Origin of the sequence: Arthrobacter cupressi (assembly GCF_900099975.1) — a bacterium.
In the GTDB taxonomy this organism is placed as follows: Bacteria; Actinomycetota; Actinomycetes; order Actinomycetales; family Micrococcaceae; genus Arthrobacter; species Arthrobacter cupressi.
On sequence record NZ_FNEI01000016.1, the window covers coordinates 1 to 22,101 of the forward strand.

17 protein-coding genes and 1 tRNA gene are annotated in these 22,101 nt (G+C 68.1%); 9 read left to right on the forward strand and 9 right to left on the reverse strand.

Annotated features, from left to right (window positions below; translation table 11 throughout):
- Nucleotides 1-211 (reverse strand): helix-turn-helix domain-containing protein (locus BLP88_RS15820; protein WP_175453582.1); only part of this gene is annotated, 211 nt, incomplete at its 3' end.
- A gap of 454 nt (nt 212-665) precedes the next feature.
- On the opposite strand from BLP88_RS15820, the gene fdhA reads away from it, so the two are divergent.
- Complete coding sequence (gene fdhA, locus BLP88_RS15825; protein WP_074590759.1) at nt 666-1,883, forward strand: formaldehyde dehydrogenase, glutathione-independent; 1,218 nt, start codon at nt 666-668, stop codon at nt 1,881-1,883.
- Nucleotides 1,884-2,085: 202 nt separating this feature from the next.
- Here fdhA and BLP88_RS15830 read toward each other — a convergent pair whose 3' ends face one another.
- The 5 genes from BLP88_RS15830 to BLP88_RS15850 all read right to left on the reverse strand — a co-directional run bounded on the left by BLP88_RS15830 (nt 2,086) and on the right by BLP88_RS15850 (nt 10,124).
- Complete coding sequence (locus tag BLP88_RS15830; RefSeq protein ID WP_074590761.1) at nt 2,086-3,048, reverse strand: 2-hydroxyacid dehydrogenase; 963 nt, start codon at nt 3,046-3,048, stop codon at nt 2,086-2,088.
- Nucleotides 3,045-4,241: a pyridoxal phosphate-dependent aminotransferase gene (locus BLP88_RS15835; protein ID WP_074590762.1), complete on the reverse strand. Its 1,197-nt coding sequence runs from the start codon at nt 4,239-4,241 to the stop codon at nt 3,045-3,047. Before BLP88_RS15835 ends, BLP88_RS15830 begins: the two co-directional genes overlap by 4 nt.
- A gap of 129 nt (nt 4,242-4,370) precedes the next feature.
- Nucleotides 4,371-7,811 (reverse strand): error-prone DNA polymerase, encoded by a 3,441-nt coding sequence (locus BLP88_RS15840; protein ID WP_074590764.1) that lies wholly within the window; start codon nt 7,809-7,811, stop codon nt 4,371-4,373.
- Nucleotides 7,812-7,861: 50 nt separating this feature from the next.
- Nucleotides 7,862-9,451 carry a DNA polymerase Y family protein gene (locus BLP88_RS15845; RefSeq protein WP_074590766.1) on the reverse strand — a complete coding sequence of 530 codons (1,590 nt, stop codon included), beginning with the start codon at nt 9,449-9,451 and terminating at the stop codon, nt 7,862-7,864.
- 4 nt (nt 9,452-9,455) lie between these two features.
- Nucleotides 9,456-10,124: a hypothetical protein gene (locus BLP88_RS15850; protein WP_074590768.1), complete on the reverse strand. Its 669-nt coding sequence runs from the start codon at nt 10,122-10,124 to the stop codon at nt 9,456-9,458.
- Nucleotides 10,125-10,275: 151 nt separating this feature from the next.
- Here BLP88_RS15850 and BLP88_RS15855 point away from each other — a divergent pair, with 151 nt between their 5' ends.
- Nucleotides 10,276-11,250, forward strand: a complete 975-nt coding sequence (locus BLP88_RS15855; protein WP_139163422.1) for a ScbA/BarX family gamma-butyrolactone biosynthesis protein — start codon at nt 10,276-10,278, stop codon at nt 11,248-11,250.
- 44 nt (nt 11,251-11,294) lie between these two features.
- Here the strand turns inward: BLP88_RS15855 and BLP88_RS15860 are convergent, their stop codons facing one another.
- On the reverse strand, nt 11,295-11,897 hold the full coding sequence (locus tag BLP88_RS15860) for a ScbR family autoregulator-binding transcription factor (RefSeq protein ID WP_074590772.1): 603 nt from the start codon (nt 11,895-11,897) through the stop codon (nt 11,295-11,297).
- A gap of 80 nt (nt 11,898-11,977) precedes the next feature.
- Here BLP88_RS15860 and BLP88_RS15865 point away from each other — a divergent pair, with 80 nt between their 5' ends.
- From BLP88_RS15865 to BLP88_RS15875, 3 genes are all read left to right on the forward strand, one after another.
- Nucleotides 11,978-12,967, forward strand: a complete 990-nt coding sequence (locus BLP88_RS15865; RefSeq protein WP_084111293.1) for an NAD-dependent epimerase/dehydratase family protein — start codon at nt 11,978-11,980, stop codon at nt 12,965-12,967.
- A 282-nt stretch (nt 12,968-13,249) separates the two neighbouring features.
- A tRNA-Ala gene (locus BLP88_RS15870) sits at nt 13,250-13,322 on the forward strand.
- A gap of 68 nt (nt 13,323-13,390) precedes the next feature.
- The gene (locus BLP88_RS15875; protein ID WP_139163423.1) at nt 13,391-14,536 is read left to right on the forward strand and encodes a class I SAM-dependent methyltransferase; all 1,146 of its coding nucleotides are present in this window, start codon (nt 13,391-13,393) and stop codon (nt 14,534-14,536) included.
- Here BLP88_RS15875 and BLP88_RS15880 read toward each other — a convergent pair.
- Nucleotides 14,526-15,443 carry an aminoglycoside phosphotransferase family protein gene (locus BLP88_RS15880; RefSeq protein ID WP_074590776.1) on the reverse strand — a complete coding sequence of 306 codons (918 nt, stop codon included), beginning with the start codon at nt 15,441-15,443 and terminating at the stop codon, nt 14,526-14,528. The genes BLP88_RS15875 and BLP88_RS15880 overlap by 11 nt on opposite strands.
- 174 nt (nt 15,444-15,617) lie before the next feature.
- Between BLP88_RS15880 and BLP88_RS15885 the strand changes: the two genes are divergently transcribed.
- The 4 genes from BLP88_RS15885 (at nt 15,618) to BLP88_RS15900 (ending at nt 20,110) form a co-directional block, all read left to right on the forward strand.
- Nucleotides 15,618-16,817, forward strand: coding sequence for an ROK family transcriptional regulator (locus tag BLP88_RS15885; protein ID WP_074590778.1), 1,200 nt, complete (start codon nt 15,618-15,620; stop codon nt 16,815-16,817).
- A gap of 102 nt (nt 16,818-16,919) precedes the next feature.
- On the forward strand, nt 16,920-18,317 hold the full coding sequence (locus tag BLP88_RS15890; protein WP_084111297.1) for an extracellular solute-binding protein: 1,398 nt from the start codon (nt 16,920-16,922) through the stop codon (nt 18,315-18,317).
- 3 nt (nt 18,318-18,320) lie between these two features.
- Nucleotides 18,321-19,229 carry a carbohydrate ABC transporter permease gene (locus BLP88_RS15895; RefSeq protein WP_074590779.1) on the forward strand — a complete coding sequence of 303 codons (909 nt, stop codon included), beginning with the start codon at nt 18,321-18,323 and terminating at the stop codon, nt 19,227-19,229.
- A 53-nt stretch (nt 19,230-19,282) separates the two neighbouring features.
- On the forward strand, nt 19,283-20,110 hold the full coding sequence (locus BLP88_RS15900; RefSeq protein WP_074590908.1) for a carbohydrate ABC transporter permease: 828 nt from the start codon (nt 19,283-19,285) through the stop codon (nt 20,108-20,110).
- A 14-nt stretch (nt 20,111-20,124) separates the two neighbouring features.
- Here BLP88_RS15900 and BLP88_RS15905 read toward each other — a convergent pair whose 3' ends face one another.
- The gene (locus BLP88_RS15905) at nt 20,125-22,071 is read right to left on the reverse strand and encodes a PKD domain-containing protein (RefSeq protein WP_074590781.1); all 1,947 of its coding nucleotides are present in this window, start codon (nt 22,069-22,071) and stop codon (nt 20,125-20,127) included.
- Nucleotides 22,072-22,101: the final 30 nt, after the last annotated feature.

Below are 22,101 nucleotides of genomic sequence, written 5' to 3' on the forward strand. Positions count from 1 at the left end.
CCAGGATCCTGTCCCGGGTTGGCGCCGGGGTGGCGTGCGGACTCGTGCGCGGACGCCTGGAGCGGGGCGCGAGTCCTGAGTCACCGGCCTGGGCATGGCGCCTGAGGAGTTCGTGGACCCATTGCCGGCTGACCCCGTAACGGCGGGCAGCCTCGGATTTCGACATTCCGCCCTCGAGTACGGCCAGGACGATGACCTTGTTCTTCGACATGGCCCAGCCCATCAGGCCAGCTGTCGTCTATGTCCCGCGACATGCCGAGACCGTCAACGATGTCCCGCCACAGCAGTCAACTATCACCCGTCAACGATGTCCCGCCACAGGTGTAAACGATGTCCTGAAATCACACACCCTTACCTCCACCAAGAGAAGGTCCCGCGGATGGAAATCCGCGGGATCTTTTGTTTTCCGGGGCGTCGGTTCCGGCGAAATGCGAACGGTTAGGAGCCCTGTCCTTCGGGACGGGGCTCCTATTTGTTTCCGGGTTGCCGGATCAAACGGGGGGAGCGAAACGGGGGAGCGACCTGCGGGAGCGGACTCCCGGTGGCCATACCGGAGGGCCTACCCAAAAGAATGGGTGCCTCTGCCCGGTAGGGGCGTTGAGCGCTCTGCCGCGCAACAGGATACTCAGGTGGGTGGTACACGCCGCATGACAGGAAGGACATAGATGTCTGGGAACAAGGCAGTCGCCTACAAGGAGCCCGGTGTCGTCGAGGTAATCGACACCGACTACCCGACCTTCGAGCTGAAGGATGGACCCGGGGTGAACCCGGCCAATGTCGGGCGCAAGGTGCCGCACGGTGCGATTCTGCGTACCGTGAGCACGAACATCTGCGGCTCGGACCAGCACATGGTGCGCGGCCGGACCACTGCGCCTCAAGGGCTTGTGCTCGGTCACGAAATCACCGGCGAGGTGGTCGAGGTCGGCCCCGACGTCGAGTTCATCAAGGTGGGCGACATCGTCTCGGTGCCGTTCAACATTTCGTGCGGACGCTGCCGCAACTGCAAGGAAGGCAAGACCGGAATCTGCCTCAACGTCAACCCTGACCGACCCGGCAGCGCCTACGGTTATGTCGACATGGGCGGCTGGGTCGGCGGGCAGGCCGAGTACGTACTCGTCCCCTACGCGGACTGGAACCTGCTGAAGTTCCCGGACCGTGACCAGGCGCTGGAGAAGATCCTCGATCTGACAATGCTGTCGGATATCTTCCCCACCGGGTTCCACGGCGCGGTGACGGCCGGGGTCGGTCCGGGCTCGACGGTGTACATCGCAGGCGCCGGTCCCGTCGGTATCGCCGCTGCCGTCGGCGCGCAGCTGCTTGGCGCGGCGGCCGTGATCGTTGGCGACCTCAACGAGGACCGCCTCGCGCAGGCGCGCTCGTTCGGCTGTGAGACCGTCGACGTGTCGAAGGGTGATCCGAAGCTGCAGATCGAGCAGATCCTCGGTGTCCCCGAGGTCGACTCCGCGGTCGACGCAGTCGGCTTCGAAGCCCGCGGACACGGAGCGGATGCCGGACACGAGGCGCCCGCGACCGTGCTGAACTCGCTCATGGACATCACCGCCGCCGGCGGCGGCATCGGCATTCCCGGGCTGTACGTGACGGGCGACCCGGGCGGCATCGACGAAGCCGCGCAGGTCGGCTCGCTGTCCCTTCGCCTCGGCCTCGGCTGGGCAAAGTCGCTCTCGTTCGCCACCGGCCAGTGCCCCGTGATGCGCTACAACCGGCAGCTGATGATGGCCATCCTGCACGACAAGGTGCAGATCGCAAAGGCCGTCAACGCCACCCCGATCTCGCTCGAGGACGCGCCGCGCGGCTACGCCGAGTTCGACCAGGGCGCCGCCAAGAAGTACGTGCTGAACCCCAACGGCTACATCAAGGCCTGACCGGCTGAAGTCCGGTTCGGGCGGGTGGATCCCGTCCGAACCGGGCGCCTCACAATCCACAAAGAAGATCCCGCGGATGAAAGAATCCGCGGGATCTTCTTTTTGCCGGAAGCCTTCCAAATGCGGGAGCGGTCGCCGGCCGCCTAAGGCTGGGACTTAAAAGACTATGGGCCCCGTCCATCCGGACGGGGCCCATAGTGGGCTACTTGACGATCGGTGTGGGTGGCTGTTCGCCGCGGAGCACGGCGAGCGTGTTCTCGGCGGCGAGGACGGCCATCGCAGTGCGGGTCTCGACCGTGGCCGAGCCGAGGTGCGGGACGAGGACAACGTTCTCCAGCTCGAGCAGTTCCGGGTAGACCTGCGGTTCCTTTTCGAAGACGTCCAGGCCGGCGCCGGCGATGACGCCGGTGCGCAATGCGGTGGCGAGGGCGGCTTCGTCGATGATGGGTCCGCGGGCGGTGTTGACCAGGTAGGCGGTGTCCTTCATCGCTGCGAGCTCTTCGGGACCGATCAGGTGGTGCGTGGCGGGTCCGTAGGGGCAGTGCAGGGACACGACGTCGGACACGGCCAGCAGTTCGTCCAGTTCGACCCGGCGGGCGCCGAGCTCGGCGGCGATGGCGGGGTCGATCTCGCTGCGGGACTGGTAGACGATCTCCATGCCGAAGGCCTTGGCCCGGCGTGCGGTGGCCTGGCCGATGCCGCCCATGCCCACGACGCCGAGGGTCTTGCCCTGCAGGCTGGAGCCGAGCAGGAAGAACATGCCCCATTTCCAGGACTGGCCGGCGCGGATGAGCCGTTCGCCCTCGCCGAGGCGGCGGGTGGCCATTAGGATGAGCCCGAACGCGATGTCGGCGGTGGCCTCGGTCAGCACGCCGGGGGTGTTGGTGGCGGTGATCCCGCGCCCGGTGCAGGCCGGGACATCGATGTTGTCGTAGCCCACGGCGACGTTGGAGACGACCTTGAGCTGCGGCCCGGCGGCGTCGAGCAGTTCATCATCGATGCGTTCGGTGAGCAGGCTGACGATCGCCTCGGCCCCGGCCACGCGGGCGAGGAGTTCCTCGCGGCTGATGGACTCGGTGCCGGTCCAGGCGTCGACGTCGTGTTCGGCGCGGAGCCTGTCGAGGGCGGCTTCCGGGATCCGCCCGGTGACAACGACGCGGCTCATGCTTCGATCCAATCGCGCAGGCGGCCCAGGCCGTCGCGGATGGCGTCCGCTTCGATGCCGGAGTAGGCCAGGCGGATGTACTGGCGCTCCTCGCCGGGCAGGCGGCGGCCGAAGTGTTCGCGGGTACAGAAGGACACCCCGGTGTTGTGCAGGGCCGCGGTGGCGAAGTCGCCGACCGCCGTGTAGCCCAGGCGTTCCATGGCCCCGGTGACGTCGGGGAACAGGTAGAACGTGGACTGCGGCACCGCGACGCTCATGCCCGGGATGGAGTTGACGAGTTCGCAGGCGGTGTCGCGGCGCTTCTGCAGGATGTCGAGCATCTGCTGCACGGAATCCTGGGGGCCGCGGAGCGCTTCGATGCCGGCCCACTGCACGTAGTGCGTGGTGCAAGACTCATCGTTGGTGTTGAGCTTGCTCAGCACCTGGGCGATCTCCAGCGGAGCGACGGCACAGCCCAGGCGCGAACCGGTCATCGCGAACTTCTTGCTGAAGGTGTAGAGGATGACCGTGCGTTCGGCCATGCCCGGCAGGGACACGATCGAGCTGGAGACGCCTTCGTAGCGGGTCTCGAAGTAGGCCTCGTCGGAGAGGACCCAGAGGTCGTGTTCGATCGCGATCTGCGCGATGGCCTCGCGCTCGGCGGCGGTCGATTCGGCCGAGATCGGGTTCTGCAGGTCGTTGTAGATGATCGCGGTGGTGTTCGGGGTGATCGAGGCACGGATCTGGTCCAGGTCGATCGCGAAGCCGGTGCTGGTGGGCACGTAGCGGTAGGGCACGGCGGTGCCGCCCAGGTACTCGATCTGCGATTCGTAGATCGGGAAGCCCGGGTTGGGGTAGAGCACTTCCTGGCCCGGGTTCATGACCGCCTGCAGGAACTTCGTGATGACAGGCTTGCCGCCGGTCATGACCACCACGTTGTCCGGGGAAAAGGTGACGCCGCGCCGCGATCCGAGGTCCTCGGCGAGGGCCTCGCGCAGCTGGGGGATGCCGGGTCCGGGGCAGTAGCCCGTGTAGCCGTCGGCGATCGCCTTGTTCATCGCTTCCACGATGTTCGCGGCGGTGGGGATATTGATATCGCCCAGATGGAAGGGGTACACCAGGTTCCCCTGCGCCTTCCAGGATGCGGCGGCCTGCGCCACGCTGAAGGCGGTTTCGGTGCCCAGGCGTTCGAGCCGGTTCGCGAGTTTCTGCATGTTGTTTCACTCCTCGTCGAGTTGGAGAGCGATCCTGCGACGGATCCGGTCTAGTATATGATTGATATATCAGAGGGCAAAGGTGTTTTTCGTCACATTTCGTGACTTGCTCTTCGCGGTCCGCAGCGGCTATCTGAAATCCCGCGACTTCGGAGCGGCCGGCAGGCCAAGGGCTTCCAGCCTGTCCGCCACCAGGTTGGTGACGCCGTCCGGCGAGCGCTCCAGGAATCCGCGCACCACCAGGGCCACCGCCTCCCGGGCCACCCGGCGGTGCCGTTTCCAGAGACCGACACTGCAGATCACGTTGAGGATCCCGCTTTCGTCTTCGAGGTTGACGAAGGTGATGCCCTGCGCTGTCTGGGGCCGCTGCCGGTGCGTGACCAGCCCGGCGGCCTTAATCCGGGTACCGGAGGCAATGTCCGCCAGTCCGTCGATCCGCAGCACCCCGCGCTTTTCCAGGATGTCGCGCACGTGCCGCATCGGATGGTCGTCCGTGCTGACCCCGGTGGACCAGAGATCCTGGATGACGCTCTCCTGGGGCGAGAGTTCCGGCAACAGCGGCAACTGGACGGGCACCTGCGTTCCCGGCAATTGCCCCTGCCGCTCCAAAGCCGCGCTGCCCGCCTGCCACAGCGCTTCGCGGCGGCTCAGCCCCAGGGAATCGAGGGCCCCGGAGGAGGCTAGCGCTTCCAGTTGTTCGGAGCCAAGATCCGCCCGGCGGGAAAGGTCCGCCATGTCCCGGTAGGGGCCGTTCTCCTCCCGTTCTGCAACGATCCGTTTTGCTACTTCGGTTCCGATGTTCGTCACTCCGTCCAGGCCGAGGCGCACCGCATGGGAAGCGTCCCTGCGGTGCAGGTGGTCTTCTTTCGGCAGTTCGGGACGGAACGGTCCGGGCTCGGGCTGTTCGGGGAGCAGGCAGGAGTCCATCCCGCCGGGGCGGGAGGCGGCCGGCGCACCCGCTTCCGGGCCGCCGTCGTACTCTTGCTCCACCGGTTCGAGCGTCGCTTCGGCCCGGGAGTGGAGGATGTCCGGCCGGAGCACCGTGACGCCGTGCCGCCGGGCGTCGGCCACCAGGCTCTGCGGGGAGTAGAAACCCATGGGCTGGGCCCGGAGCAGTGCCGCGAGGAACGCCCCCGGGTAGTGCAGCTTCAACCAGGAGCTCGCATAGACCAGCACCGCGAAACTGAGCGAGTGCGATTCCGCGAAGCCGAAGTTCGCGAAGGCCTCGATCTTGGCGTAGATCTGGTCGGCGTCGTCCGGGCTGATTCCGTTGGCGGCCATTCCGTCGTACAGCTTGGCTTTGAGTGACTCAATCCTCTCCACCCCGCGCTTGGACCCCATCGCCCGGCGCAGCAAATCGGCGTCTTCGGCGGTGCAGCCGCCCACGGCGACGGCCATCTGCATCAGCTGTTCCTGGAACAAGGGGACACCGAGGGTCCGCTCCAGCACGGGTTCCAGCAGCGGGTGGAGGTAGGTGACGTCCTCTTCCCCGGAGCGGCGGCGGATGTAGGGATGCACGGCGCCGCCCTGCACGGGGCCGGGGCGGATCAGGGCAATCTCCACCACGAGGTCGTAGTACCTCCGTGGCTTCAACCGGGGCAGGGTGCTGATCTGGGCCCGGGACTCCACCTGGAACACTCCGATCGAATCGGCGCGGCAGAGCATGTCGTACACCCCTGGTTCTTCCTTGGGGATGGTTCCGATTTCCCAGTGCTCCCCGAAGTTGTCCCGGATCAGGTCGAAACAGTACTGCAGGGCAGCGAGCATTCCCAGGCCCAGGAGGTCGAACTTGACCAGGCCCATCCATTCGCAGTCGTCCTTGTCCCACTGCAGCACCGTGCGGTCCTCCATCCGGGCATGTTCAATGGGCACTACCTCGCCCACCGGCCGCTCCGTCAGGACCATCCCGCCCGAATGGATGCCCAGGTGGCGGGGGAAGCCCATGATCCGCTCGGCCAGTTCCAGGACGGGACCCGGAATGCCGTCCTCCTTGCCTTCCTCGACGCCGTTCCAGCGGTCGATCCGTTTGGACCAGGCATCCTGCTGGCCCTGGCTGTAGCCCAGGGCCTTGGCCATGTCCCGCACGGCGTTCTTAGGCCGGTAGCTGATGACGTTCGCCACCTGTGCCGCGTTGAACCTCCCATACTTGCCGTAGACGTACTGGATGACTTCCTCCCGGCGGTCGGAATCAAAGTCGACGTCGATGTCCGGTTCCTCCTCCCGGAGGCTTGAGAGGAACCGTTCGAACGGCAGCTTGTAGAAGATGCTGTCGACGGCGGTGATCCCCAGGGCGAAGCAGACGGCGGAATTCGCCGCCGAACCGCGGCCCTGGCAGAGGATGCCGCGGGAACGGGCAAACTGGACGATGTCGTGGACGATCAGGAAGTAGCCGGGAAAGTCCTTCGCCTCGATCACGGCGAGTTCCTGTTCGATCCGGGAGTGGACATCCTCCCCGGCGCCCGGATACTTCGCAGCGACCCCCTGCCTGACGAGTTCCCGGAGCCAGGAGATGGGGGTGTGGCCCCGGGGGACATCGAGTTTCGGAAGTTTCGGCCGGGCGGCCCGCAGCTGGAAGGCAAGGTCGTCGGCCAGTTCCACGGTGCGCTCCACGGCGCCGGGGTAGCGGGCGAAGCGTGCGGCCATCTCCGCCCCGCTGCGCAAGTGCGCGCCGGAACTGGCCGGAAGCCAGGCATCCAGTTCGTCCAGGCTCCGCCGGGCCCGGACCGCGGCGAGCGCCGTGGCCACGGGATACTGCTCAGGGGCCGCGTAATGCACGGCGTTGCTGGCGATCAGGGGAACCCCGGCACGCTCCGCGATCCTGGCAAGGGCATCGTTGTGGTCCGTGTCCAGCGGGTTGCCGTGGTCGAAAAGCTCCACCGCCACGTTCCCTCGCCCGAAACGCTCCAGCAGGACATCGAGCGCCCGGGCCGCGGCCGGCTCACCCCCGTCCACCAGGGCCCGGCGCACGGATCCCTTGCGGCAGCCTGTCAGGACCAGGCAGTGACCGCTGAGCGTTTCGGCCAGGGAGTCGAGGCTGTAGACCGGCCTGCCTTTTTCCGCCCCGGGAGCCAGGTGGGCCGCCGTCAGTGCGGAGGCCAGCCGGTGGTAGCCCTCCTCCTTCCGGGCAAGGACCAGCAGGTGGTCGCCTTCGGGATCGGGTTCGCCGTGCTGGGGTTTGCTCAAGGCGAGGGAGAGTTCGCTGCCGAACACGGTTTTCAGCTGGTAGGCCTCCGCGGCCTCGGCCATCCGCACGATCCCGTAGAACCCGTCGTGGTCGCTGAGTGCGAGAGCGTGCAGGCCCAACCGTACGGCTTCCTCCACCAGTTCCTCCGGCGAGGAGGCGCCATCGAGGAAACTGTAGTGCGAGTGGGCATGCAGTTCCGCGTACGGAACGGTTCCCGGCTCCGGGTGAAGCGCCCGGGCGGGCAGCGGACGGTAGGGGCCGCGTTTGCGGGACCAGGCGGGGCTGTCCCCGCCGTCGCCTTTGCGCCCCTGGTCTCCTGCGGGAAGCCTGCCGGAGAGGGTGCCTTCGAACTGTGCCCAGGTGAGGGGTGAATTGTGCCAGCCCATGTCGGTCTTTCGGTGCTTGGTGTTGCAGGGGTCGTGGGGGAGCGGAGCCGTCAGTCGTAGCGGGCCTCGGCCCACCAGCGGTCCCCGGTCAGGAGCAGGAGCCAGGCGTCGCCGTCGCCGTCGACGATCTGGAAACGTTCAGCATGACGACGGCGGCCCTCGTCCCACCAGCGCTGCCGCAGCGGCCACGGGCCGGTCCATTCGGCCACCGGCCGGCGCGGCGCGTTGCTTTCGTTGCCGGCGTCCGGACAGAACCAGGCCGGCGGGGCTACCAGGGTGCCGCGCTGGTCCGTGCGGACTGTTTCGCCGTCGGCGTCCAGCAGCAGGACCGGAACGGGGGAGGCGAAGACCGTGGCAGGCTGCGGATCCGGAATGCTCCCGGGCCAGGGCCTGGCCGCCTGGACGGCAGCCTCCCGCGGAACGGGGTCGCCCCACGGGGTGAGCAGCCGCCGTTCGTTCAGGACCCTGCCGCCGGAGACGGCCGGAACCAGCACGGCTTCCTGCCCCAGCATGCTCTGGAGCCGGCTCAGGCCGTGATGGATCTTTTCCTCGGCGCCTTCGCCGAACAGGGCCTGGCCGTGGCCGGTAATGGATTCCACCCGCCCGGGGATCAGCTCCACCCGGATGATCGCCGACGTGATGCCGCCCGCGCCGAAGCCGCCGGACGGGTCAGCCGAGCGGGGCTGAAGCTGCCAGCGGACGCGGTCGACGACGTCGTTCGCCGTGAAATGGCGCGGATGGCCCCATAGCCGCTCCGACCGGGCGCCGGAATCGTCCAGGAGGGCGACTTTGAGTTCGGTGCACACCAGTCCCGCGTCCTGCAGCGCCGCAATGAACTCCCCGGCGGGGGCCCGCAGTTGGAAGGCAATTTGGTCGATGCGGTCCAGCCCGGGTTCGAAATCCACCTGCCGGTCCAGTTTCCGCGGCGGGACCCGGGGCACCACCGTTTTGGGGTCTTCGCCGCCGGCCATGGCATGGGCCAGGGCGCCGGCGTCGCCGAAACGGGCACGGACATCGGACAGGGGGAGCCGGGTGAAATCCCCGAGGGTGTGGATGCCGAGCCGTTTCAACAAGGAGGCCAGTTTCGGCTGCTCCAGTGCCTCCACCGGGAACGGGGCCAAGAAGTCCCGTGATGTGGACGGCGGCAGCACCAGGAGGGCGACGCTTTCGGTGGTGCTCCGGGCCGCCTGCACGGCGGCAAAGACGGAATCGGCAATCCCTACCCGGGCCTCAATGCCCAGGGAATCGGCGGCGTCGAGCACGGCGCCGGCCGCTGACTCCTCGCTGCCGTAATACCGGGCCGCGCCACGGACCCGGGTGGCGCACAGGCCGGGACGCAGCACCTCCACCCCCGGGCTCCGCTCTTCAAGCGAGGCGAGGACGGGTTCGAATTCCCGGGCATCCCGCAACGGGTCCGCCGGGCACACCGCCAGGGAGGTGCACCGGGTCTGGGCTTCCCGGAGCCGCAGGCCCCGGACCACCCCCTCCGCGCGGGCCTCCGCCGAACAGGCCGCCACCCTGCCCTGGGAAATGACTGCCGCGGGGACACCGGCCGGAAGCTCATCCGCCAGGCGGGCCGCCACCAGAGGCCAGTCCGGGAACCAGGCCACCATCACCCTGGAGGCCGTTCGGCCAGGCATGTGCTCAGGCCCCTATCCGGTACGCGGAGGCGTCTTCCGGGATGGTGCCGGAAAGGTCCACGACGGCGGACCGGGAAGCACCCCGCAAGGCCACTTCGAGCAGGAGCTCCTGGCGGGCAAGGTGTCCGTGCCCCTTGCCCAGGCCTTCCCATTCGTGGCTGCTGACCCGCAGGATTGCCTCGCTTTGCGGCCAGTGCCCTGCCACGAGCAGAACGGAGCCGCGCTCGCGGAGCCGGGCCCCCAGGCGGGCGGCTTCTGCAGGGGCGGTCCGGGCCGGGGCGCGGGAAAGGACTACCGGCAGGACATCGGCCAAGGCGGCGAGCGCCTGCATCCAGCGCTCGCCGGGATCGGGGACCAGGACCAGCCGTTCCAGCGCGATGCCGAACCCTGCGGCCGCTTCGATCCCGAAGTCGGGAAGCCCCACGACTCCGCACCAGGCGCCCTGCTGTGACGGGCCGGCCAGCAGGGCCATGGCCAGGGACATGGAACCCTGCAGCGAGTACACGGCTCCCGGCCGGAGACCTCCCGGCAGGACTCCCTTGAGTACGGGAAGCACCGGGAAGGAATGCTCCCGGGTGCGCCTGCCTTGCATGAGGTGGATTTTGGCCTGCAGGTCCTCGCCCGGCGAAGAGCGCAAGGGGCCGGGAGGAAGATCGGGCAGTGCTGCTGGCATACTTCAATATTCGAATATATGTTCGAATACGTCAATTGCCGCAGGGTTGCCGGGAGGAGGGTTCCGTTCCCGCCTTTGTCTTGGCATGGTTGGGGGCAAGCGCAAGCCACTTGTTTGAAAGAGTGGGGAAACCGATAGAATTCTTGGGGCATTGCGAGTCGAGAATATGGGGCATATCGAGTTGGATGAGCAGAATGCGGGCAACGGCCCGGGGTATGCCGAAGCGCTGTTCGAATCCTCCGTGCGGCGTGCCCTGGTCCATAAACTTTCCCTTTCGGAAGTCTTCCTCACGGATTTCGTCCAGACCGGGCCGGAACATTTCGCGGCCGGGGCGCAATGGCCGCGCTGGCATGTCTTCTACGGATCCGGAGACGGACTGCCGGACTCGGCACTGATGGCCGAGACGCTCCGGCAGTCGGTGATCCTGCTGGCCCACAGCAGCGGCGTCCCCATGGACCACAAGTTCCTGATGCCCAGGCTCGGCGTGTCCATGGAAGAAGTCAGGCTGGACCCCTTGACCCCCACGCAGCTCTCGATGGACCTGGAACTCCGTGATGTGAAATTCAGCGGGAGCAGTCCTGCGGCGCTTAGCGTGGAAGCGCGATTCGCCGTGGACGGCGAGAACATCGGCTCGGGCAGTGCCGGTGCCCGGATCGTGACCCCGGCCGGCTACGAGCGTTTCCGCCGCTCGGCCGTGATTGGAGAGCCGCCGCGGGTGGGAACGCCGCTTGACCCTTCGGTGGTAGGCCATTCCACCCCCCGGAACGTCATGCTGGGGGAGGAAGTCCGGCCCTCCGTCTGGCCGCTGCGCGTGGACACGAGCCATCCGATCTTCTTCGACCATCCCCTGGACCATGTGCCGGGGATGCTCCTGATCGAAGCCGCCAGGCAGGCCGTACGGGCCGCCACTGGCCGCCCGGCCGCGGATTTCTCCCGCTTCGAAGCGGAGTTCGTGAAGATCGCCGAGCTCGCCGACCCGATTGAGCTTGCTGTCACCCTGCCCGGCCCGAGGGACCGCGAAGCAGCGCCGGAAACAGCCGGAAAAGCACGCCGAAACCCCTTGGAGGTCAGGGTGCTCAGCGGCGAGGATGTCCTGATGATCCTGCAGGCGGCCGTCTGGAACTGAGCCGGCCGGCGCCGGGGTTCGGGCCGGGACTTTCGAGAGGGACTTCAGCTCCGCTGGTCCTGGTGCTGCCGGGGAACGATGGCGGGCATCATGAAGTCCCACATGTCATCGATCCGCTTCAGCACATCCTGCCGCCCGGTCATGACGTTGGAGACCATCTGGCTTCCCGTGAACGAGGCCACCAGGTAATGGGCGAAGTCGCTGGCGTTGAGGTCTTCGCGGATGTCCCCTTCACGCTGGGCCTGCTGCGTCAGGAACTCCATGGTGGCCATCCAGTCCTGGTAGGGGCCCTTGACGTCTCCGTTGAAAGCCGAGGCTTCGAAGGTCAGGCGGATGCCGGCGCGCACCACCGGCTCGTCGAGGAGCTGCTGCCCGAAGGTCTTGCACATGGTGACCATGGTTTCCAGCGCCGGAAGCCCCGCGGCCGCGATCTTCTCGCCGGCGATCCGCACGATGTTGTGCTGTTCGGCGATGACCGCCAGGGCGAGGTCTTCCTTGGACTTGAAGTGGAAATAGAGTGCGCCTTTGGTGACGTTGGCGCGTTTGGTGACATCACTGAGGCTCGCATTTCCGTAGCCGACTTCCTCGAAGATGGAAGCGGCTCCCTCGATGACGGCCGTTCGGGTGGCTTTGGCTCGTTGCTGCATAGTCTGCGTCAGGACCTCTCCGGTTCCCCGTCCGGGATACTTGGGTTCATGATTCCATCGATAGCCGGAGTCCGGGCAACATGACAACTGGCGTTGACGCACTCCCCGGAGTCGTAGTGCTGGGCTCGTCGGGGTTCATCGGCCGCCGCATCGCCGCGTCGCTGGACGGGAAAGCCCGGGTGGCCGCGCTCTCCCGGAAACCCGGTCTTCGGAATGCCGATGGCCCCGCCGGGCCGCAGGGACATAACGCTACCAGCACTGTGGCGGACAATACCCTGCAGCACGGCCTTGTCGGGCACGGCACCATTGACCACATCGCCGCCCGGGACATCAGGGTTCCGGGGACGCTCCTGCCCGTCCTGCGTGCCCCGGGCCTGAGTACGGTGGTCCATGCTGTTTCCTATGTGGGCTCCGATCCTGTGCTGGCTCGGGAAGTCAATGAGGACGGCACCCGCAACGTCGTCGAGCAATGCCGGCAGTCCGGAAATCCCCGCCTGATCTACCTCGGCACGGCCAGCGTCCACGGCATGGGCCCGCACCGCGGCGGCGGCGCCCATCCGCTGCGGCCGGCATCGGCGGCCAGTGCGGCCCGTGCCGCGGCCGAGCGAATGGTCCTGGACTACGGCGGCGAGGTGGTGCGCCCCAACCTGGTGTTCGGCGACGGCGACCGCTGGCTGGCGCCTGGGCTGCTGCGCATCATCGACGCAGCCGGCGGATGGCCCGGCGACGGGACCGCCCGTCTGTCGATCATCGACGCCGGAAGCCTGGGGGCGCTGGTCGCCGGGCTGGCGCTCGCGCAAGCGCAGCCCGGGCAGGCCTTCTATGCCGCCTACCCGGACCCCGTGCCGGTCTCCGAACTGGTGGAATCGCTCTGCCGTGCCGCCGGCCGCCCGCTGCCGCGTCTTCTGGGTGACGTCCCCGAAGCATGGCAGGCCCTGCTGGATGCCGGGTTCAGCAGGCACCAGATCGACCTGGTCACGGTGGATCATTTCTATCCTTCCGAGCGGCTGTGGCGGATCGGCGGCCTGGTGCCCGGCGGAGTGGCCGCCGCGGGGATGTTCCGGTCATGATCCGCCCGAGCGGCGGAAGATGGCCAAAACCGGTTGCATGGTTTGTTTAACTACGATTATGAACCTACACTGGAAGTCAGGCCAGTGGCGGTTGCGCGTCAGGCTTGAGAGCAGAAATGGGGGGAGGTGCGGCCGATTCGTCGACCGCACCTTATCTGCGTCACCGTCCCGCGCACCGCCGCGACGCCTTTCCGGTGGTCGATTTCCTATCTCACACGGTTGTGGTTTAGTATTGACGAGTTGCTTCGGCGGGAACGAAAGAATCCCTGCCGGGTGATTTCCGGGGCTGTGGCGCAGCTGGTAGCGCACCTGCATGGCATGCAGGGGGTCAGGGGTTCGAGTCCCCTCAGCTCCACTCCGACAAAACACCCCGTCCAACCGGACGGGGTGTTTTTCTGTCTCCGAGGGAAGGTGGACGGCCTGATGCAGGACATGGAGCTGGACCGCGTGTTCGCCGGGCTCAGAAGGTTCCCGGACGTCGAGGCGCCGAATCTCTTCGCCCATGACGCCAGCGACAGGCTGCTCCTGGAAACCGCGGCGGAGCACGCCCGCGCCGGGATGCGGGTCACCGTCCTCGGGGACCGGTACGGCGCCTTGACCCTGGGCGCGCTCGCCGTCCTCGACCCAGGCGGAATCCGGGTTTCCCAGGATCTCCACTCCGGCCGCAGCGCCTTGCAGCGCAACGCCGCCGCGGCCGGCCTCGAGGCGCGGTTCGAATCCGTCCCGCCCGGTCCCGGGCTGTTCGGTCCGGAGCTGTTCGACGGCGCGGGGCTGGTCCTGCTGCAGCTGCCGCGTTCGCTCGCGGAACTGGAGGAGATCGCCGACGCCGTCGCCCGGCACGCGCCCGGGGATGCGGTCCTGCTGGCGGGCGGCAGGGTCAAGCACATGTCCCTCGGAATGAACGCCGTCCTGGAACGCTACTTCGACAGCGTCCAGCCACAGCTCGCCCGGCGGAAGTCGCGGGTGCTCGTGGCCCGCGGCCCGAAGCGGCCGGCCGCCGCCCCGCCCTTTCCCGTCCTGGAGCAGGTGCCAGAGCTCGGCATCACCGTGGCCTCCCACGGTGCCGCCTTCTCCGGCGGGAAGCTGGACATCGGGACCCGGTTCCTGCTGTCCTTCCTGGACCGGATGCCCGATGCCGCGCACGCCGTCGACCTCGGCTGCGGCACCGGGATCCTCGCCGCGATGTACGCGCGCAGCCATCCCGCCGCCCGGGTCACCGCAACGGACCAGTCCGCGGCGGCCGTTGCCTCGACCGAAGCCACCGCCGCGGCCAACGGTTTGGCGGACCGCATCACGGTGGTGCATGACGACGCCATGTCGGGCTTAGAGGCGGGCAGTGCGGACCTCATCCTGCTCAACCCGCCCTTCCATCTCGGGGCAAGCGTCCATGCCGGGGCCGCCTTCAAGATGTTCGAGGCCGCTTCCCGGGTCCTGGCGGCCGGCGGTGAGCTGTGGACGGTCTACAACAGCCACCTCCAGTACCGTCCCGCCCTGGAGCGGCTGATTGGGTCCACCACGGAAATCGGCAGGAACCCGAAGTTCACCGTGACCCGCAGCGTCAAGGCCTGAGCAACTGCCGCACGGCAAAGCGGCCGGTTTCCAGCATCACGGGATTGTCATCGGAATTGCTGAGCATCGCCGTGGCGAGGACCAGCGCCCAGCCCCTGGCCCGCTCCCAACCGCCCCGCTCCCAACCGCCCCGTTGCCCTGACCCGGCGGCACTGTACGCCGCCATGAGACGCCGCCGCCCGGCGCCGTCGAACATCAACCAGGCGACGGCGAGGTCGACGGCGGGATCCCCGGCGCCGAGGTCGCCGAAATCGATCACCGCCGCCAGCGCGGCGGGCCCGTCCGGGGAATCCCGCAGCAGCACGTTCGCCGGATGCAGGTCGCCGTGGAACCACACTGCGGGCCCGGAATGCGGCGGCGCCTCCAACGCCGCTGCCCACAGGCTCCGGAGCCGGGCAGCCTCCGGGTAGCCGTGCGTGTCCTCCAGCCGTTCCAGCACTGCCGCCGAGCGGGAAGCCAGGGGTACGCCGCGCACCGGATTGACCGGCGCAGCCGCCGGGGCCGGTACATGGATGGCCGTGAGGAAGGCGGCCAGCTGCTCGGCGGCAGGGGTCCGCTTCTCCGGGGACACCTGCGTTGCGGAGGTGCCCTCGAGCCAGGGGATGACGCTCCAGTGCCAGGGGTATCCGGCGTCCGGCCGGCCGGCGTACACGGGAGCAGGGACAGGCACAGGGGAGCGGCGTGCATACCCTGGAAGCCAGCGCTGTTCCCGCAGTACCAGTTCCGCCGCGGCCTCCCTGCGCGGGAGCCGCACCGCGCGGGTGCTGCCCAGGCGGTAGACGGCGTTGTCCCAGCCGTTCGCGGCGAGCTCCAGCGGTTCGGCGGCGAGGGCGGGTGCCTGGGCGGCGAGAAGGCGCCGGACGAGGTCTTCGGTGATATCGACGTCGGCCGCCGGCATCAGTGCCATGGCGTGCGCACTGCCCCGCCCCCGGCGGCTTCGCAGGGACCCGCGTGTGAACATACCGGCGGGAGCGTGCGTGACGTACGATGCAGATGCAAGTACCGCATCCGAATGAGTTTAGGGGAATCCTTGACTGAGATCCGCCAGCCCACCCCGAGGCGCGGAACGAATCTGCCACGTATGGGTGATTTCAACCTCACGGTCATTCTGGATGCGATCCGTCGTTCCACCGGCGGGCTCAGCCGGGTGGAACTTGCCCAGATCGTCGGCCTGTCCCCGCAGACAATCTCGAACATCTCGCGCCGGCTGCTGGACCAGAACCTGATTGTCGAAGCCGGCAAGGAAGGCAGCGGGCCGGGAAAGCCCCGCACCATCCTGCGGCTTAACCCGGACGGCATGTACGCGGTCGGCGTGCACCTGGACCCGGCCGTCATCACCTTCGTGGTGCTCGACCTGGTGGGCGACGTGGTGAAGCATTCACGGATCGCCACTCCGGCGGGCCCGCCGCCGGTGGTCATCGCCGCCATCGCCGACGAGATCAAGTCCCTCATCAGGGAATCCGGGGTGGACGCCGGCAGGATCGCAGGACTCGGGGTCGCCGCTCCCGGTCCGATCGACCTTGACGAAGGGGCGGTCGTCGACCCGCCGCTGCTTAGCGGCTGGCACCGGGTGCACCTGCGCGACGCGCTCGCCGAGGCCACCGGCCTGGAAACCCTGGTGGACAAGGATGTCACCAGCGCCGCCGTCGCCGAGACCTGGGCCGGAGGTGCCAGCGGGACCGGCAGCTTCATTTTCATGTACATGGGCACCGGCATCGGCTGCGGGATCGTCATGAACGACGAGGTGGTCCGGGGGACCTCGGGCAATGCCGGCGAAATCGGCCACATCATCGTGGACCCGGGCGGCCCCGCCTGCGATTGCGGTCTCAACGGCTGCGTTAAGTCGTCGGCGATCCCGCAGGTCCTGGTGTCCGCCGCCGAGGAGCAAGGCGTGATCGACGGCGGCCGCCAAGGCAGCGACGGGCCGGAAGTGCAGGAGAGCTTCGCCCGGCTGTGCGACGCCGCCGACGCCGGGGACGAGCGTGCCCTGGCCATTATCGACAGGTCGGCGGTGCTCGTGTCCCGCGCGGTCGCCGTCGTGACGAACACGCTGGACGTGGAGCGCGTGGTCTTCGGCGGGCCGTTCTGGGGCCGCCTGGCCTCCCGCTACTTGGACCTGGTGCCGCCGCTGCTCGCATCCAACAGCGCGGCCAACAGCATCCATGGAATCGAGGTCGTGGGAACCGGCGTGGGCGAGGACGTGGGTGCCATCGGCGCGGCATGCCTCGTGCTGGAACACACGCTGGCGCCCCGGGCGCAGCGCCTCCTGCTGGAAGGCTGACAACCGCCCGCTGCGCCGGACGGCGCATGACTTGTTGAATACCGGAAAATGGCTGGGCCGACTGGAGTGTGGGGGCTGCAGCCGCATGAAGATCGGAGCGCCATGCCCAGACAAGCCCAGCCCGGACAAGCCCAGCCTAAACGGGCAGCAACCACCCGGGCCCTGACCGGCCTGCTGGCGGCCGCCGCCCTGCTGCTCCTGCCTGCCTGCTCACCCGCCGCGCCGCAGGGCACGGAAGCCAAGACGCTGAAGGTGGCCTACCAGAAGACCGATTCCTTCACCGCCCTGGACGATGTCCTGACCGCGGCCAAGGCCGAGTTCGAGGCCGCCAACAGCGGCGTCACCGTCGAGCTGCAGCCCATCCAGGCCAACGATGACGACTACGGGACCAAGCTCGCCCTGTCCCACCGTTCCGCCGGAACGGCGCCCGACGTATTCTACGAGGACACCTTCAAGGTCCGCTCCGACGTCGACGCCGGATACCTGCTGAAACTGGACGAGCACCTGGCCTCCTGGCCGGACTGGGCAAACTTCACCGAAGCAGCGAAGGCGGCCGGGCGCGCCGACGACGGCGGCATCTACGCCGTTCCGCTGGGCACCGACACCCGGGCCATCTGGTACAACAAGACCGTGCTGCAGAAGGCCGGCATCGCCGTGCCCTGGCAACCGAAGACCTGGGACGACATCCTCGCGGCGGCCCGGAAGATGAAGGCCGCCGATCCCTCGGTGGTGCCGTTCAACATGTACGCGGGCAAAGCCACGGGTGAAGGCACCGTGATGCAGGGCTTCTACCAGCTCCTGTACGGCACGGGCAGCACGCTCTACGACGAGCAGGAAAAGAAGTGGGTGGTCGGGTCCCGCGGCTTCACCGATTCCCTGCGGTTCCTGAAGACCCTGTACGACGAGAAACTCGCCGTCACCCCGGCCGAGGCACTGGACGCGAACGTCTGGAAGAAGGTCTTCGGCGAATGGCTGCCCAAGGGCAAAATGGGCGCCACCGTGGAAGGCTCCTACACGCCGTCGTTCTGGCAGAAGGGCGGCGCCTACGAATGGCCCGGCTACGCCAAGGACATGGGCGTGGCAATGTTCCCCACCCAGCACGGGCAGGCGCCCGGCGGGGTGAGCATGTCCGGCGGCTGGACCCTGGCCGTCGGCGCGAAGACGAAGAACCCGGACCTCGCCTTCAAGTTCCTGTCCACGGCCCTGAACCGCAAGAACGCCCTGGCGTACGACGTCGACAACTCCCAGATCGCGGTGCGCAGCGACGTCGCCGCGGACCCCGCCTACCAGGCCGCCAACCCCTTCGTAAAGGACGTCTCCGAACTGGTGGAGGTCACGCACTTCCGTCCGGCGACGGCGGACTACCCGCGCATTTCCAGCGCCGTGCAGGAAGCCACCGAAGCCGTGATCACCGGCAAACAGGGCCCGGCCGAAGCAGCCGCGGCCTATGACGCCGCGGTCCGGAAGCTCGTCGGCGAGGACAAGGTCATCCAGAAGTGATCCATGCACGTCCCTGAGGCCACTCCAGGGAGGCTGTCCCGTGCGCGCCGCAGGCACCTGTTCCGGCTGCTGCCTGTCCTTCCCTCGGTCCTCCTCCTCGGCCTCTTCCTGCTGGCGCCGGTGGCATGGTCCTTCTATGCCTCCTTCACCGATGTGGCCCTGAGCGGCAAGGCGGCCCGCGAGCCGTCGTGGCTCGGGCTCGACAACTACGCCCGGATGGTCAGCGAACCGGGGTTCCCGCTCGCGCTCTGGCTCACCGTCGTGTTCGTGGGGGCCTCCGCCATCGTCGGCCAGAACGCGCTTGGTTTGGCCCTTGCCCTTCTGATGGCCCGGGGAAACCGGGCGCTCGCCCGCACGGTGGGGACCGCCGTCGTCGCCGCCTGGGTGCTGCCGGAGATCGTGGCGGCCTTCGCCGCCTATGCATACTTCAGCCGTGACGGCACGCTCAACCAGCTGCTGGGCGTCGCCGGCGCGCAGGGGACGGACTGGCTGTACGCGTTCCCGATGGCCGCCGTCGTCCTGGCGAACACCTGGCGCGGGACGGCCTTCTCGATGCTGGTCTACCGCGCGGCGCTCGCCGAAGTGCCGGGCGAGATCCAGGAAGCGGCGCTGATGGACGGCGCCGGCGGGTGGCAGCGGCTGCGGCTGATCACCTTGCCGATGATCCGCAACAGCATCGCGAGCAATCTCATGCTCATCACCCTGCAGACGCTTGCCGTGTTCACCCTCGTCTGGGTCATGACCGCAGGCGGCCCGGCCGGGGCGAGCACCACCCTGCCGGTGCTCGCCTACCAGGAGGCGTTCAAGTTCGGCGACATCGGCTACGGCACCGCAATCGCCTCGGTGCTGGTCCTGATCGGCATGGTCTTCGGGCTCGCCTACGTCCGGCTGCTCCGCGGGGCGGCACGGTGAGCCCGTCACCGCGTGCGCGGACCACCGCACGCAAAGGGACGACGGCGGCCCCGCTGCCGGGCGGACGCCGCACGGTGCGCTGGGCTACCAACGCCGCGCTCGCCGTCGTCGGTGTCAGCTTCCTGTTGCCGCTGCTGTGGCTTGTTTTCGCATCCCTCGACGCCGAGGCGGGGCACGCCACCCGGGTGCCCCGGCAGCTTTCGCTGGCGAACTTCGCCGCGGTCCTGACCCCCGAGCTGCTGTTCGTGCCCCTGTTCAACAGCTTCCTGCTCGCCGCCGGCACGGCAGCCGTGACCCTCCTCGCGGCGGTGCTGGCCGCGTACCCGCTGTCCCGGCACCCTTCGCGCTTCACCCGGCCGTTCATGTACTCGGTGCTGTTCGGCACGTCGCTGCCGGTTACCGCGATCATGGTCCCGGTGTACGGGCTGTTCGTCCAGCTGAACTTCCTGGATTCCGTTCCCGCCACCATCTTCTTCATGGCCACCACCACGCTGCCGATGGCGATCTGGATGACCAGGAACTTCATGGACTCGGTCCCGCGCGAGGTGGAGGAAGCAGCCTGGATGGACGGGGCCTCCGGCATGGCGGCCCTGCGCACCGTGGTGCTTCCGCTGATGCGCCGGGGCCTGGGGGTGGTGTTCATCTTCGTGTTCATCCAGGCCTGGGGAAACTTCTTCGTCCCGTTCATCCTGCTGCTGTCCCCGTCCAAGCAGCCGGCGGCCGTGTCCATCTTCAGCTTCTTCGGCCAGCACGGCGCCATTGCCTACGGCGAACTGGCCGCCTTCTCCATCCTCTATTCGCTGCCCGTCCTGGTGCTGTACACGGTCATGTCCCGCGGCTCCGGCCACGGCTTCGCGATGTCCGGCGCGATGAAAGGCTGACTATGCGATCCGGCCTACGGAACTGTGGCCTGCAGGTTGTCCAGCAGCACCGTCACCGGGGCGTTGGTAGCGGAGCCGGAGAGGTAGCTTGTGAAGCCGACGGCGCCCGGTCCCTGGAGCGCCGCCGACGTATCCGTGGCGCTGCGCTGCCACGTTGCTGGTTCCGGGGTGCCGGTTTCCCAGACCCGGGCCCGGACAGTCGTTGTGCCTGTACCCGTGACCTGGAGCCGCACCGAGAGTTTGTCACCCACCGCGTAGTTCACGCCCGCCACGGCAACCGAGGCCTGGATGGTGGTTTCCGCACCGGTCGAGTTGGTGCGGACCAGGGACAGGTTCACGGCGCCCGAGGCAGCGACGACCACCTTGCAGCGGTATTCCCCGGCGCCGGCGATCCTGCGGCCGATTACGGAGAGGTACAGCCCGGAGCCGCTGGCAGGCTTGTCGCTGGCGGCTTCCAGGTACAGCTCCGTCGCAGCGGAGGACACCGAAGGCAGGTAGGCGTAGTTGCCGTTCCCGGCCGCGGGCAAGCGCAGCCGTCCCGTGCCGGCGGCGACGGAGTAGTTCGCGGTGTTTCCCGTCGTCGCCCAGGCGCCGCCGGTGTCGGCGGTGCCGAGGCTGTTGCTGACGGTCCTGCCGAAGGCGTCCGCCGCGAGGATCCCCGGCGCGGTGACGGTGACCCCCTGGCTGGTGGCCGCCGTCGCGCCGTCATTATCGGTGACCGTGAGGCTCACCGTACGGCTGCCGGCCGAGGCGTAGGTCTTAGTGGCGGGCTGGGCGGTGGAGGACGTCCCGTCACCGAAGTCCCACAGGTAACCCGTGATGCTGCCATCGGGATCCTGGGAGGCGGCGCCGTCGAAAGTACAGGTGAGTCCCGTGCAGTTGCTGGTGAAGGATGCCTGCGGCGGGGTGTTGCTCCCCGCCGGAGCAATGCTGAAGGAGTCGGTGAAGCTGCCGTCCGTGGCGAGGAAGCCGGCCGTAAGGGTGGTGGCCGTGAACTGCAAATCCAGCAGGCCGTGGCTGGGGTTCGAGTTCAGCCCCGACCAGGCAGCGAAGTACGGCGCTTCCGGATCGGCCGGGTTGACGTCGCGCAAGGCCACGCCGCCGGTGCCCAGGGTCGTGAAGACCGTGCCTGCGCCCTTGGCCAGGGAGTTGTCGGCATCGCGTACGCAGGCCGGGTTGTAGACATCGGTGGCGATCCCGGTGCAGCCCGCGGCCGTGGCGAGTTGCTTGGAGCGCTGGTATATGTGCTCATGGCCGTTCAGGACCAGGTCCACCTTCTTGGTGAGCAGCAGGTTGGCGATGGCTTCGCCGGAGGCGCAGGCGTACTGTCCCACGGACAGGCAGGGGGTGTGCATGTTCACCACCACCCAGGGAATGCCGGAGGCCCGGGCGGAATCGACGGCGTTGGACGTCCAGGTGTAGTTGCTGCTCCCGGGCGAGTAGTTGAGGTTGCCCGCCTCGAAGGGGATGCCGGGGGAGATGACGATGAAGCGGGCCAGCGGGTTCTCTTCGGGGACGTCAACGTAGTACTGGCGGCCGTAGGTGCCCACGACGCCGGGAAGCTGGTTGGGCAGGCAGGCGGAGAAATTGTTGATGTAGCCGTTCTGCCCGTTGCTTTCGTGGTTCCCGGCCACCAGTTCGAAGGGGAACCCCGCGCCCGTGCGCGTGGTGACGAAGTCGCACCAGACCTGCTCCGGGGTGCCAGTGGCGTAGGAAAGGTCGCCCAATGCGAAATGCAGGTCCGGCTGGACTGTGCCGATCCGGGAGAGCACGCCTGCGGCGGCACTGGAACCGGAGTAGTCCCCGGCGGCCGTGACGTGGAGCTGGCCCGGCACCGCGGGTACCACGCCCTGGAGGTTGCCGGTCAGGCCGGTCAACGCCTGCGGCGCAGTCGGTGGGACGCTGCCTAACATCAGGATGACGCCGGCCGCAGCCGCTGCCAGGATCCGTGCAGGTCTCATCGCGCACTCCTTCGGCCCGCTGTTCCGGAC

Bases quoted from the DNA above. Each gene is read 5' to 3' on its own strand.
- fdhA (WP_074590759.1), top strand. From the start codon at position 666: ATGTCTGGGAACAAGGCAGTCGCCTACAAGGAGCCCGGTGTCGTCGAG.
- BLP88_RS15830 (WP_074590761.1), bottom strand. From the start codon at position 3,048: ATGAGCCGCGTCGTTGTCACCGGGCGGATCCCGGAAGCCGCCCTCGAC.
- BLP88_RS15835 (WP_074590762.1), bottom strand. From the start codon at position 4,241: ATGCAGAAACTCGCGAACCGGCTCGAACGCCTGGGCACCGAAACCGCC.
- BLP88_RS15840 (WP_074590764.1), bottom strand. From the start codon at position 7,811: ATGGGCTGGCACAATTCACCCCTCACCTGGGCACAGTTCGAAGGCACC.
- BLP88_RS15845 (WP_074590766.1), bottom strand. From the start codon at position 9,451: ATGCCTGGCCGAACGGCCTCCAGGGTGATGGTGGCCTGGTTCCCGGAC.
- BLP88_RS15850 (WP_074590768.1), bottom strand. From the start codon at position 10,124: ATGCCAGCAGCACTGCCCGATCTTCCTCCCGGCCCCTTGCGCTCTTCG.
- BLP88_RS15860 (WP_074590772.1), bottom strand. From the start codon at position 11,897: ATGCAGCAACGAGCCAAAGCCACCCGAACGGCCGTCATCGAGGGAGCC.
- BLP88_RS15865 (WP_084111293.1), top strand. From the start codon at position 11,978: ATGACAACTGGCGTTGACGCACTCCCCGGAGTCGTAGTGCTGGGCTCG.
- BLP88_RS15875 (WP_139163423.1), top strand. From the start codon at position 13,391: ATGCAGGACATGGAGCTGGACCGCGTGTTCGCCGGGCTCAGAAGGTTC.
- BLP88_RS15880 (WP_074590776.1), bottom strand. From the start codon at position 15,443: ATGGCACTGATGCCGGCGGCCGACGTCGATATCACCGAAGACCTCGTC.
- BLP88_RS15885 (WP_074590778.1), top strand. From the start codon at position 15,618: ATGGGTGATTTCAACCTCACGGTCATTCTGGATGCGATCCGTCGTTCC.
- BLP88_RS15890 (WP_084111297.1), top strand. From the start codon at position 16,920: ATGCCCAGACAAGCCCAGCCCGGACAAGCCCAGCCTAAACGGGCAGCA.
- BLP88_RS15895 (WP_074590779.1), top strand. From the start codon at position 18,321: ATGCACGTCCCTGAGGCCACTCCAGGGAGGCTGTCCCGTGCGCGCCGC.
- BLP88_RS15905 (WP_074590781.1), bottom strand. From the start codon at position 22,071: ATGAGACCTGCACGGATCCTGGCAGCGGCTGCGGCCGGCGTCATCCTG.